10 protein-coding genes and 1 pseudogene are annotated in these 12,998 nt (G+C 49.9%); 10 read left to right on the top strand and 1 reads right to left on the bottom strand.

The features are described 5' to 3' along the window. Positions 1-130: 130 nt before the first annotated feature. The 6 genes and pseudogenes from QLH52_RS24025 (at position 131) to QLH52_RS24000 (ending at position 7,234) form a co-directional block, all read left to right on the top strand. Complete coding sequence (locus tag QLH52_RS24025) at positions 131-1,105, top strand: TniB family NTP-binding protein (RefSeq protein WP_319963228.1); 975 nt, start codon at positions 131-133, stop codon at positions 1,103-1,105. Next, the gene (locus QLH52_RS24020; RefSeq protein WP_319963227.1) at positions 1,099-2,487 is read left to right on the top strand and encodes a TniQ family protein; all 1,389 of its coding nucleotides are present in this window, start codon (positions 1,099-1,101) and stop codon (positions 2,485-2,487) included. Before QLH52_RS24025 ends, QLH52_RS24020 begins: the two co-directional genes overlap by 7 nt. Further along, positions 2,466-2,843, top strand: a pseudogene (locus QLH52_RS24015) (TniQ family protein); the annotation flags it as partial. The gene QLH52_RS24020 and the pseudogene QLH52_RS24015, both read left to right, overlap by 22 nt. 588 nt (positions 2,844-3,431) lie before the next feature. Continuing rightward, complete coding sequence (locus QLH52_RS24010; RefSeq protein WP_319963229.1) at positions 3,432-4,328, top strand: hypothetical protein; 897 nt, start codon at positions 3,432-3,434, stop codon at positions 4,326-4,328. A gap of 825 nt (positions 4,329-5,153) precedes the next feature. After that, entirely contained in the window at positions 5,154-6,809 is a 1,656-nt protein-coding gene (locus tag QLH52_RS24005; protein WP_319963226.1) for a protein adenylyltransferase SelO, read from the top strand. Positions 6,810-6,985: 176 nt separating this feature from the next. Further along, positions 6,986-7,234, top strand: a complete 249-nt coding sequence (locus tag QLH52_RS24000) for an AbrB/MazE/SpoVT family DNA-binding domain-containing protein (protein ID WP_033157619.1) — start codon at positions 6,986-6,988, stop codon at positions 7,232-7,234. Positions 7,235-7,375: 141 nt separating this feature from the next. On the opposite strand, the gene QLH52_RS23995 is transcribed toward QLH52_RS24000, so the two are convergent. Beyond that, a complete protein-coding gene (locus QLH52_RS23995) occupies positions 7,376-8,167 on the bottom strand; it encodes a nuclease-related domain-containing protein (RefSeq protein ID WP_319963225.1) in 792 nt (263 codons plus the stop codon). A 66-nt stretch (positions 8,168-8,233) separates the two neighbouring features. Here QLH52_RS23995 and QLH52_RS23990 point away from each other — a divergent pair, with 66 nt between their 5' ends. The 4 genes from QLH52_RS23990 to QLH52_RS23980 all read left to right on the top strand — a co-directional run bounded on the left by QLH52_RS23990 (position 8,234) and on the right by QLH52_RS23980 (position 12,909). Further along, on the top strand, positions 8,234-8,887 hold the full coding sequence (locus QLH52_RS23990; RefSeq protein WP_319963224.1) for an SOS response-associated peptidase: 654 nt from the start codon (positions 8,234-8,236) through the stop codon (positions 8,885-8,887). Between the two features lie 112 nt (positions 8,888-8,999). Next, on the top strand, positions 9,000-9,590 hold the full coding sequence (locus tag QLH52_RS23985; protein WP_319963223.1) for an excalibur calcium-binding domain-containing protein: 591 nt from the start codon (positions 9,000-9,002) through the stop codon (positions 9,588-9,590). 78 nt (positions 9,591-9,668) lie between these two features. Further along, positions 9,669-9,902 carry a YceK/YidQ family lipoprotein gene (locus QLH52_RS24685; RefSeq protein WP_425258011.1) on the top strand — a complete coding sequence of 78 codons (234 nt, stop codon included), beginning with the start codon at positions 9,669-9,671 and terminating at the stop codon, positions 9,900-9,902. Positions 9,903-10,515: 613 nt separating this feature from the next. Next, positions 10,516-12,909, top strand: a complete 2,394-nt coding sequence (locus QLH52_RS23980; RefSeq protein ID WP_319963222.1) for a type I restriction-modification system subunit M — start codon at positions 10,516-10,518, stop codon at positions 12,907-12,909. Positions 12,910-12,998: the final 89 nt, after the last annotated feature.

Raw genomic sequence — 12,998 nt, 5'->3', positions numbered from 1 at the left:
CGCTGCAGATTTCATTGAAAACATGCGGATCGTTTTCGACGAACATCTACCGCGCTGGAACTATCGGGCTATTCCTCAAACCAACTAATTTCAGGAAGTTATTTTTGGCGGAATCCTAAGGATGATTAGCATGAACTTTAAGGAAATTTTCGACGCATTGCAGCGTTTCGATGAAGAGTACATTCCCTTCCCGCCTTTTGTTGTTGCGGTGGATGCCGTCAAAGCAAACATCGCGCTGTTTCGAGAGACGGGGATTGCACATCATCTGCTTTTACTGGGAGAAAGTGGCACGGGTAAAAGCAGTCTCTGCCGGTGGGTAGAACAACAATATCCTCGCTTCAAGTTGCCCGACCGGGATGTTACGCCGGTATTGATCGTATCGGTACCACCGGCCGCTACTATCGCCAGTATGGCGTCCGCTCTACTCGAGAAATTGGGTGACCCGGCGGCGGCTTCCGGCACTGTGTCGGCAAAAACCGCTCGGGTGATTACGTTATGCCGCGCCTGTCGGGTAGAAATGATTTTGTTCGACGAAGCTCAGCATATCCATGATCGCGGGAAATCAACTACGCATTATTTGGTGGGCGACTGGCTTAAATCATTGATAGACCAGACGGGGGTACCGACGGTGTTTCTAGGTCTGCCTCGCCTGGAAAAACTGTTACAGGTTAACGAGCAATTACGTCGACGTTTTTCCCGGCGTATTCGTCTGGCCTTGGGGCAAAGCGATAAGGATTCTATCCACGCTGAATGTTTGCAGTTATTCCGTTCGCTGGGTTCTTGTTTGCCGCTTCCTCTGCACTGCGGCTCTTGTGGCTGGGACGAACTGGGTATGCGCCTCTATTACGCCAGTGATGGTCGCGTAGCCTATATCAAAAAGCTGTTAGCCACATCGTTGAGGATCGCACTGGAAACAGAAATAAACGAGATTGGACCGTCCCTATTGGAGCAAGCCTTTACCGAGGAAATATGGCGGGAGGGTGTGGGCAAGCTAAATCCATTCAATCCGGGATTCGAATTTCGCCGTCTGGATCGAGGAAACGAGCCGTTTGAGTGCGGCAGTTTCGGCAATAGCCGCAGGTCTGGTCTGGAGCCGATATGCTGATTCCGCATAGTCAGTATCCAGTGCGCCAAACAATGAAAAAGGGGGAAAGTCTAGCGGGTTATCTATACCGTTTTCAGGGGGGCAACGGGCATCGAATAGCCCGTCGCTTAGAGCATACCTTAGGCGCTTTGTATCGCGGAACGGCAACTGATGCTCCACCAGCGGCTTTTGATACCTTACAAATGTTGCTGGGGACTTCAACCGAACTCGATCGGACCTGGTGGCTGCGCAAACGGCGTTTGCCGAAATGCTCGAATGGGCATGAGAATAGCAGGCCGGGATTAGATGTTGTCCCGGTACGTTTTTGTGTTCTCTGCCTAAGCGAATGCGGTTTTGATTTTGCCCTTTGGGAATTGCCGCAGATTGCGGCATGCCCCGTTCATCAGATCCGATTGTATGAGCGCTGCGTTCTTTGCGGCAAAACTTTTTCCTGGTCCGATTTAATGCCGGATTGGTTTTGTGCCTGTGGTCAGTCGATTACGAATGCACCCATCACGCTTGCCAGTCGCAATCAGTTGCTATTTGCCCAGCTCTTAGCGGGATCGGAAGATGTTGACCTGCCCAGCCGTTTCAACAACTGTGATGAATCGTCAATTTCGAAAGGTTATACGCTCAGTGAAGTTTACGCAGGTCTCGAATGGGGCAGTCGGTTGCGTAAAGCGTTATGTCGTGACGGTCATCGATCCCACAAGCCGATTCAGAGCAAGTGGAGTCACAGACCTTACTGGTCTGACGACTGGATTGTCGTGCTTATAATGGCGTCGCCTGACGAATTAAGACATCGGATACTGAGAATACTTGCCAGACGATTCAGAGGGCATAAAGACTTGCTTTGTTCCGTGTCGAAGTTAGATTGGTTGTATCGGATGATGCAATTTGTCGACACCGGCAGCTATGGATACTTCCAGATGAAAATTCAGGTGGTAGTGGCGCAAATGCTGGCCGACTACCAACTGAAATTGCCGATCTCGTCGGCGGTGTTTTATAACCCCTGGATTTCGCCAACACGGCGTTACGAAAACCAAACACGGTTGATGCACTGGTGGGCAAATTTATCCAAACGCATCGGCGACCTCGATCCTGAAATGCTTCGCTATCAACAAACAACAGTTATACCGCCCATCAAATACGGTAAGCGGGAATACGAGTTGGAGTTGGTGGACATCCTAAATCGCCTGTCGAGTGTGGCATTCGAGCAAGCTGATTTAACAGATTGTCGAGCGCTCATCTATTGGTGGCGGATACCGAAAGAATTGCGTGAGCTACGGAGTCCTAGCGATGTCTTGCAACAGCTGGGATTACACCTTACGGTGATACCCGATTATGAGCTGTACTTCGTCGGTTCCCTGGTTCGACTGGCGTGTCCGGAAAAACCAGCATAATTGACGTGAACGATTATTGCGCTTTACCTGTGCGTCCGCGTCCGATCAATGGCGAGGCTACCCTGGGTTTTTTGATGCGCGTTGCACGGGCAAACGGTTACGAATCGCTGCGGCAGCTAGGCAACACCTTTCGAAACTTTGATGGCCTATGCCAAGCGCTTGGCTTATCAGCTGAGGAAAGACAGGCATTGTTTGGACCCCATCCGAGTTTTTGGGGACCAAGCGCGTTTTCGAATGGGCTGACAGTCGCCGATTTTAATCATAGTCAAATGCGTTGGTGTCCGCTCTGCCTTCGCGAGTCGGCACATCTAAGGGGTCCATGGCTGCTGAAAATCAGCTGTATTTGCAACCGGCATTCGATCAGGTTATCTGAACAATGTCCTAGGTGTGGAAGCACTCAACGGCTAGAACGGGTTAACCTTGATCAATGCGCTTGTGGGGCGTGGCTTGCCGATGCCCGAGGTAATGATCGGGTCGATGAACCCCCGATTTCCGTCAGCCGCACGGTTGAGGCGGCAATTGACAGCAAGTCGGCATTGGCGGGGTTTCCTGCCATGTCACTGCCGGAATGGATCAGATTGATTGGTTATTTAGGGCAGTACTCGGAAATCTTCCAACCCGCCAAACCGGGGAAGATTGCGAATTTACATCAACTGGATACGGCAACCACGCTGATGCTGCAAGTGAGTCGGCTATTGGATAGCTGGCCGGATAACTTTCACGCCCTATTGAGCACCCTACATCAGCAAGCAGACAGTCAATCCAGTATTCGCAGGACTTTCGGGTCATTCTATAGGACTTTATACACGGACTTGTCCGGTGAATGTTTTCAATTCCTGCGCGACGCATTCGAGGGCTATTTGCACGCGCATTGGTCAGGGATAGTCAATAAACGCCACCGAGCGTTTAAGACAGAGACGATTGCCAGACATCCTAGGGTGACCTTGAAACAAGCCGCCAAAAAAGCCGGCGTAGCTCCGTCAACGGTTCGCCATTTCATTCGAGCCGAGGTGATCGCTGGGAATCAGATTGAATTGCCGTCCGGTCGGACGATGCGCTCAGTCGATAAACAGAGCCTTACTGAAATAGCGATTCTGGCAAAGGGATGTGTCACGCTTGATAAAGCCGCCAAACAACTGGGGCTGCCAAAGGCCCGGGTCAGAGACTTAATTGCGGATGGCATCCTAAAACCGTTGGTATCAAGAATGCACGGCAATGCCGCTGCTTGGTTAATTCCAAAACAGCAAGTGCAAGCATTGGTTTTCGCCGGCACAGAAACGATGCACTCGCCACCGACAATAAACGTCAGATGCATATTGAAATATTGGCATCTTCGCGATGGGGAATTCATCACTTTAGTTCGGGCGCTTTTGGGTAACCAATTAAAACCAGTGGGCAAGACGGTTGAGCGAGTGCCATTGGGAAATATCCAGCTTGATGAGCAACAGACTTGGCAATGGTTGGCGGAAATGCGCAACGCCAGCGGATACAGTATCTCAGTAGACGAAGCGCGGAAAAGGCTAGGCTTGAAACAACAGGTCGTGTACGACTTGGTAAGGCTGGGATTACTGACGACTATCCAAGACCATCTTCCTGGTCGGCGGGTCACGCAAGCGAGTCTCGACGAGTTTCAAGCCACTTATATTTCATTGGCTGAATATGCCAAATCAGTAAAACGGGCGCCGCGATGGCTATTGCAAACTCTGCCGGTGCAACCAGTTTCAGGACCTTTGATCGATCGCAGCCGGCAGTATTTTTTTCGTCGGTCTGACCTATATGGTGAATTGAATGGCAATGGAGCCAGTTTGATTCACACGTCGTCTCCAAAAGAAACGGAGTAGAAACCCTATGATGCCATGTAATCTTTGCAGTCCAGCCGATGAAAACGGTATACATCAGCCCTTTGGTTCAGAGGGTCAACTGCTTCTGGGTTTAAAACAGCGGGGGAAAACGAAATACTTACCAGATGGAATCAGGTTTGAACGGACATACATTTGTCAGGATTGTGGTGCTAAATGGAAATGGATTGGTAAGCTTGGCCCAAATCCTAGTGATAAAGAAATACCCATACTTGAAATCGTCAGGCGCTGAGCAGGAGAAACGCCAGAGAAAAAATCATCGTATTTTTGCAGGGTCTGCCGAATTAGCTTATTTGCACCGCCATGGCGATAACGCGATGTATGCAACGGCGATAAAGTATATCGAAGGATGGTAGGCTGGCAAAACCTGACTGATGGGAACAAACAAACATCACTAACATGGAAAAAAGGCGGCAAGTCCATCGCGGGTGTTGAATAGTAGTCATCAACCGGCAAACTGTAACGTATTACACGCTTTCTGCAATGACAATGGTGAGCTTCTAACTTGAAATAATTGACGCCGCTGTTATTCAAAACACGGCAAATCTTTGACACTCTTATGAGTATTTGCGGTTCCTAATGTACGCCGAACAATTTCTTGATGTATCAATAATCCTCAAAACAAGCGGATAAAACGAAACTTAATACCCCAGAAAAGACGATTGTGCGTACATTAGGAACTTTTAGTATTGGAATTTACCTTAACGAGCCTTGGCATAAACAATTATGACAAACCGACTGCCCCAGAAAGCGTCCTCGACTATATCGATGCTCCAGGATCTTGCGAAGTTGGCAAACTACTCTCTGATGGACACGCTCAACTGTGACCCTGACGCGACAAAAAACGGTGAAGACCACGCCCCGCGACAAGTCTTTACGGGACATTATGTTCCCGTCAAGCCGACTCCAATCATAGACCCTGAGTATGTCGCTCACAGCAAACGCTTTTTTTCCGAGCTTGGCCTTGCTGACAGCATGGCAGAGTCCTCCGATTTCGTCCGCCTGTTCTCCGGCGACATCTCTCAGGTTCCAGAGCCGATTCGCAAGGTTGGTTGGGCGACTGGGTATGCACTTTCCATCTACGGCACGGAATACATTCAGCAGTGTCCGTTCCAAACTGGCAACGGCTATGGAGACGGTCGCGCAATTTCTGTGCTTGAGGCCGTCATCGACGGGCGACGCTGGGAAATGCAGCTCAAAGGTGGCGGTCGCACGCCATATTGTCGTGGCGCAGACGGTCGCGCTGTCTTGCGGTCGAGTATCCGCGAGTTCTTGGCTCAAGAGCACATGCACGCACTGGGCGTGCCGACATCGCGGTCTTTGAGTTTGTATGTTTCAAAAACGGAGAAGGTAAAGCGACCATGGTACTCGGAGGGTTCGCGCTCGGAGAATCCTGACATGCTTATATCTGAGGCTGTCGCCATATCGACACGTGTTGCGCCGTCGTTTATTCGCGTCGGCCAACTTGAACTTTTCGCTCGCCGTAGTCGTAAAAACGAACACCCCAAAGCGCTGGAAGAACTGGAGAAGATTGTGTTGCACTTGATTGATCGTGAGTACGCTGACGTGGTCAATAAGCAATTCACAACGCCCGATAAATTGCTGTTGTTGGCGCGTGAGTTTCGTGACCGCCTCACGTCACTGGTGGCGAACTGGATCCGCGTCGGCTACTGCCAGGGTAACTTCAACAGCGACAACTGTGCAGTCGGTGGTTTTACACTTGATTATGGCCCCTTCGGCTTTTGCGATGTGTTTAATCCCCATTATCAGCCTTGGACGGGAGGAGGTTATCACTTCTCGTTCTTGAATCAACCAAGCGCCGCGCAACGCAATTTCGATATGTTTTGTTCGGCGTTGCGGCCGTTGCTGGCATCGCATCAGGACTATTTGTTAAAGCTCGACGAGATTCAAAGTGGATTCTCGAAAGTTATGGAAGCGCAAATGGAAAAGATGTGGGCCGCCAAGCTGGGTCTTAGTAATTTGAAAACAGCGTCTGATAAGGCGCTTTGCAGCGCACTACTCAGCGAGCTAGGCACACTCATGATGCAAACGCCTGTTGATTACACTATTTTCTTCCGCGAGCTCTCGTCGATACCCGACAACATTGGCCCACTCAAGAAAAGCTTCTACAATCACGCGGCGAGTGACACAACCCACAAAGAGTTAGATAAGCGTTGGGCAGCGTGGCTCGCGAAATGGAAAACACTTCTCAGCAGTTCCAGTGAGGAAACGTCTAGGCAGATGAAGCTTGTAAACCCAAAATACATTTTGCGAGAGTGGTTTGTTGTGCCGGCATATCAGCAAGCAGCTGTGGGAAATTATTCTCTAATTCGAGAACTTCAGGACGTGATGACGCAGCCCTATGCAGAGCAGTCCAAGGACGTGGAAGAGAAATACTATAGGTTGAAACCGCCTGAGTTCTTTGAGGTGGGTGGATTGTCCCACCTTAGTTGCTCGTCGTGATGCGTTGGCATTGAAAAAGTAGTGCCAGAACTGAATGGCACTTACTTAAACTTCTTCGGATGCCCATATTTTTTCACGTGTTCCCTCGCCTGACCGCTTGGCTCAACAAGTAAGATGTTGTTTTCATTGAAAATAAATTTTATGGTTTAACTTGGTTATCCAAGAAGGGTTAATAAATGCAAACTGAAATTAAGAAGTGGGGCAATAGTGCCGTGGTTCGATTGCCGGCCAGGATGCTCGCCCAATTGAAGTTGGAAGTTGGTTCATCAGTTGAACTAACTGTTGACGAAACGGGTTTTCGGATTGAACGAACAACAGCAAAACCAAAGCTCAAGTTAGACGACTTGCTGGCTGAAATTACGCCCGATAATCGACACGAGCCGATTGAGTGGGGAACAAGCGTTGGGCGCGAAGTCGCAATGTGATGGCTGCGAACTATCTGCCTGTTGATTTAAATGGCTTTTTGCTTGCTAGTTGCAAAATGGCGTCTAATTTTCACCACAATATTAAAGTCTGAGATCAAGCAAAAAGTGTCATAGATAAAATCCGCCTGATCAAATCTAACGTTAAACAGCTTTCACAGTCCTGCATCTAGGATACGCGCTACATCCCCAAAACTGATTACCTTGGTTGTCTCCTGTTTTAGCGGTTCTCAGGATCATCGGTTTTCCGCATTTAGGGCAGGCGTTTTCAGGTTGCTGCTGCTTTTGCTCTACTATGCTCTTAACATGCCTGACATGCTCTATATGGGTTTTGATAGAGGGCTTCAAACGACCCGCTTGGATTTTGCGGCAAACCTCTGTAACTTCGTTTTCGGTCAATAAGCGCTGTTGCTTGCTCTTGATAAAGCGAATGTAACCACCGGCATACACGACATTCTCTGGCATCGGGGTTTTAAATTCACTATCACCAACAAACACCACTAGTGAAAATAGCTTGCTGGGTTCAATCTCCAATGCCGATTGCAGTGTCTGCGTGTGCTTATAGTTTTGATGCAAGGGATTCTGGAATTGGTTTTTGTGCTTGTAGATTTGCTGCGTCCACATCTTTTGCTGCGCATTGCCGAATATCCAACCTTTCAGATTCTTGGTTTCAATGACGAAAATGCCATAAGGCGATACGATGACATGGTCAACTTGCGTGGTGCCGTCTTCGGTCGGTAGTGTGACGTTTTTGAATAAGCGATAGATGTTTTTATCCAGAAAAAACGCAGCCGCTAAATTGACTAAGGCTTCGCCGATCACACCTTTCATGAACGGTGTTTTCAAGAAGCCGATGACGATCAACAAGACAAATAGCCACCCATAGCTTGCTATCATAGGCGCAAACGCTTGTAACAGAATTTGGTTAATATCCATTTCATGAGTCCAATGGTGGGTTTAATCGGTATGGGTCTTACGAATAACAGGTAAGGAATTGTCGTTATGTGCGGTCGCTACAACCTCAGGGCAACGCCGGAAAGCATAGCTGAACATTTTGAGTTGCCACGCTTGCCGCGCTTTAACACCAGCTACAACATTACGCCGGCGCAAAAAATCCTCTGCATCGTGGAGCTAGACGACCAATCATTAAAATCGGTAAACCTGTTCTGGGCCTTGGTGCCATCGTGGTCTAAAGACGATAAAAACAGCCACCATCTGATCAACGCCCGCGCGGAAACCGTCAGAGAAAAACCCAGTTTTCGCGCTGCCTTTCATAAACGCCGCTGCCTGATTGTCGCAAACGGTTTTTATGAGTGGCAGAAATTGGCATCGCACAAACAAGCCTTTCATATCCACCGCCAAGACAATCAGTTATTTGCCTTTGCTGGACTCTGGGAACATTGGGAGCACGATGCGAAAACGCTCTATTCCTGCACCATCATCACGACCGCTGCAACGACACTGATGCAACCGATTCATGAACGGATGCCGGTTATCATGCCTCCTGACCATTACCGGGATTGGTTGGGTAAATCAGCAGTGGAAGATGACGTGTTTAATCTGCTGGATAATCAGGCCTACGTTGACATGACCAGAACACCTATTAGCGACTATGTGAATAATCCAAAGCATAATGATGAAGGGTGCTTAAATTGAATGTGGATATGCCCTTGCGAAGGGGGTGTTTGATTTGTTGAAGATTTAGCGAATTGTAATTGGCAGGCATTTGACTAGGCTAGTTAATCCAATAATGGCAAATAACTAGGCTATGGAAACTGAAAGAGGCAAGCTGGTTCGCTGGATAGACGACAAGGGTTTTGGATTCATAAAACCGGAGTCTGGCGGTGCCGATATTTTTATCCACATATCAGCATTAAAAGCTATGAGTCGTCCACCTATAGTTGGTGACATCATATTTTACGAAACCAGTCTGGATGATAAAGGCAAGCTACGCGCGATCAACGCGAAAATCGAAGGTGTAGCTCAGGTTTTGACAGTTGCCCCGATAGACAGGAAGCCAAAGACACAAAAATCAAGCACTCCGCAGCAAAGGCCTCCCAGAAGCCACAACACCTATAGACCACCGCATAAGAAATCTGGATATAGATTCATCCCAGTGCTGCTTGTAGTTGCCGCTGTTTCAATCATCAGCAAATTTGGTAATCAAAATGTAACCAGTGGCCAGCCAGTATTACCAATAGCTGTACCGCCAAAACCGGCTCAGCATTTCCAGTGCAGCGGCAAGGTGCATTGCTCTGAAATGACCTCGTATGAAGAAGCTGAATTTTATCTACAAAATTGCCCTGGTACGAAGATGGATGGTGACAATGACGGCATTCCCTGTGAACAACAGTTCTAGCTCATAGCAGCCACGCACTTCGAATATTAGTGAGGGAGAAGGTTGAAGAAACTCATAGGTGGGATTGTCTGCGTCTTAGTGCTATCAGGATGCGCAACGTTCAAAAGCTTAAACGCTGACGTGCCCATATATGAGCGTGTATTCGTCTACAGCAGAACCAGGCTAGATTGGGCAGCGTTAGAGAACGACGATGTGACTATCCGAAAATTCAAGGCAGAACCTCCGGGCTATCCTTTGGTTGACCTGCCATTTAGTTTTGCGTTGGATTCTTTGTTTTTACCGTTAGCAATTAGTGCGGAGATTTTTCACTGAAGGCAATTTTTAAAGCTCCTACCGGTATCGATTGCAACCAATTTGTGACTAGCTTTTTAATTCCATGCAGAATTTCCTGGCTGTTTACTATCTATGGCTAGACTTAGTTCATCAAGCAGAGAGCAGAAGATGCGCACTAAACGGCCGATAGTCCCGAGAGGGGTTATCGGCTTTTTTTGTGGCAAGCTGGAATTGTTGATCCATTTTGGACTAAGCATTTTAATAGTTGCAGATTCCCAGGCAATGACCTCCAATTGGCTTAAGTATTCAAAAGTTTAGGAGGGCACGATGGATTCATCGGAAAATTCACCGAAGTGAACCTGCTAATGTGAAAAATACAGATTGACGTTAGAATGTGCCAGTTTCATCAAGGCTTATCAGGCAGTAAACGGCGTATCAGGAAGAGCACTCAATGTCTGAAAAACAAGAAGCCCCCGCCTCGATGACTTCGCGGCAAGCTTCCTTATCAAATCCACCTTCGGTCAGATGGTCCGCCGCTGCATGCCGCTTATCGCCAGCGAGCAGAGTTGAGGCTACGCCCGAGTCAGGTAAGAAAACCATCATGGGTCGCAAAACCCAAGCGCCTAGCAGCTAACTTTAAAACGTCTCAACTATGAACAAACAACAACTCGCCGCCAAAATCTGGGAATCGGCGAACCAAATGCGGTCGAAGATCGAGGCCAACGAATACAAGGACTACATCCTCGGCTTCATCTTCTACAAATACCTCTCCGACAAATTGGTGCGCTTCGCAAAAAGCCAAGACTTCAGCGACCAGGATCTCCGGGCGCTCTCAGAAGAGGATGCCGAGACCGTTGACTACATCAAGAGCAACGTTGGCTACTTCATCAGCTACGAGCATCTCTTCTCAACCTGGATCGAGCACAAGGGCGACTTCGATGTCTCCCATGTCCGCGATGCACTGTCAGCCTTCAGCCGCCTGATTCACCCGAACCACAAGCGCCTATTCGAGGGCATTTTCAAAACCCTTGAAACCGGCTTGAGCAAGCTCGGCGACACCGCGGCCAAGCAAACCAAGGCCATCAGCGAGCTCATCCAGCTTATCAAAGACATCCCCATGGATGGCAGACAGGGTTACGATGTGCTCGGCTTCATCTACGAGTACCTGATTAGCATGTTCGCCGCCAATGCGGGCAAAAAGGCGGGCGAGTTTTATACGCCGCACGAAGTTTCGGTGCTGATGTCCGAAATCATCGCGCACCATCTGAAGGATCGCGAGACTATCCAGATTTACGACTCCACCAGCGGCTCCGGCTCGCTGCTGCTCAATATCGGCCAGGCTATCGCCAAGCACATGCTGGACAAGGACAATATTAGATACTACGCCCAAGAGCTGAAGGAAAACACCTACAACCTCACGCGCATGAATCTGGTCATGCGCGACATCCTGCCCAGCAATATCGTCACCCGCAACGCCGACACCCTGGAAGACGATTGGCCGTTTTTCGACGATCAAGACCCGGTCAATACCTACAATCCGCTGTACCTCGACGCCGTCGTCTCCAATCCGCCTTACTCGCTAAAGTGGGACCCGCAGCATAAGGACAGCGATCCCCGCTACGCGCGCTTTGGCCTCGCGCCCAAGTCCAAGGCCGACTACGCCTTTCTGCTGCACGACCTTTACCACCTCAAGCCGGGCGGCATCATGGCCATCGTCTTGCCCCACGGAGTCCTGTTCCGAGGCGGTGAGGAAGGCGCAATCCGCAAAAATCTGATCGAAAACGACCACCTCGAAACCATCATAGGTCTGCCGCCCAACATCTTCTTCGGCACCGGCATCCCTACCATCATCCTCGTGCTCCGGCAAAAGCGGGAAAGCAGCGATGTCCTTATCGTGGATGCCTCCAAGGGTTTTGCTAAGGAGGGCAAGAACAACAAACTCCGCGCCTCCGACATCAAGAAAATTGCGGATACTGTGATCGGACGCCTTAACGTGCCGCGCTACAGCCGTCTAGTCCCCAAGACTGAGCTGCAGGCTAATGATTACAACCTCAATATCCCGCGCTACGTGGATTCCTCCGAGCCTGCCGAAAGCTGGGATCTCTACGCCTCCATGTTTGGCGGTATCCCGCTGAGCGAGTTGGATGCCCTGGCGGATTTCTGGAAAGCCTTTCCCAGCCTGCGCGCCACCCTGTTTACCGACAACGGCACGCCCTATGTCGCACCGCAGGTGGCAGACCTCGCCCAAGCCACCCGCGAACATCCCGAGGTGATGAAATACGGCGAAACCTTCACCGCCGCCTTTGCCGATTTCACGCCCTGGCTGCGCGGCGCACTGCTGGAGCAGATGCTCACCCTGCAAATTCCCCGGCAGGAGGCACTCATCAGCAAAGAGCTGTTTGATCGGCTCGCCCCGCTGCCGCTCATTGATAAATACCACGCCTACCAAATCCTCGACGATCACTGGCAGCCCATCGCCATCGATCTGGAAATTCTCCAAACCGAGGGCTTCGATGCCTCTCGCGTGGTTGATCCCAACCTCGTCACCAAAAAGAAAGAGGGCAAAGACGTTGAGCTGCAAGACGGCTGGAAAGGTCGAATCCTGCCCTTCGAGCTGGTGCAGATGACGCATCACAAGCAGGAGCTGGCCGCGCTACGCGAAAAGGAAACTCGCCTCAGCGAAATCACCGCCTCCCTTGAGGAAATCTTCGAGAGCCTCAGCGAAGAAGACAAGGCCAACGACACCGTAAACGACGCGGGCGACAAGTTCGTCAATGCCGCCGTCGCCAAGGAGGCAAAGCTCGTACTTGCCGAGGCGAAACAATCAGGCGACTTCGATCCCGAATCCTATGAGGCCAAGATCATCCAGGCCGCCGATTGGCTCGCCGAGGAGAAAACCCTGAAAGCGGCCATCAAGCAAGAAGCCGCCGCCCTGCACCTCAAGACCAAGGAAACGATTGAAAACTTGAGCGACGCGCAGGTGCACGAACTCCTGGAACGCAAGTGGATCACGCCGCTTAGGATTCCGCCAAAAATAACTTCCTGAAATTAGTTGGTTTGAGGAATAGCCCGATAGTTCCAGCGCGGTAGATGTTCGTCGAAAACGATCCGCATGTTTTCAATGAAATCTGCAGC

This window comes from Methylomonas defluvii, from assembly GCF_033949435.1.
GTDB classification, from domain to species: domain Bacteria; phylum Pseudomonadota; class Gammaproteobacteria; order Methylococcales; family Methylomonadaceae; genus Methylomonas; species Methylomonas defluvii.
This window is presented reverse-complemented; position numbering and strand designations above follow the sequence as displayed.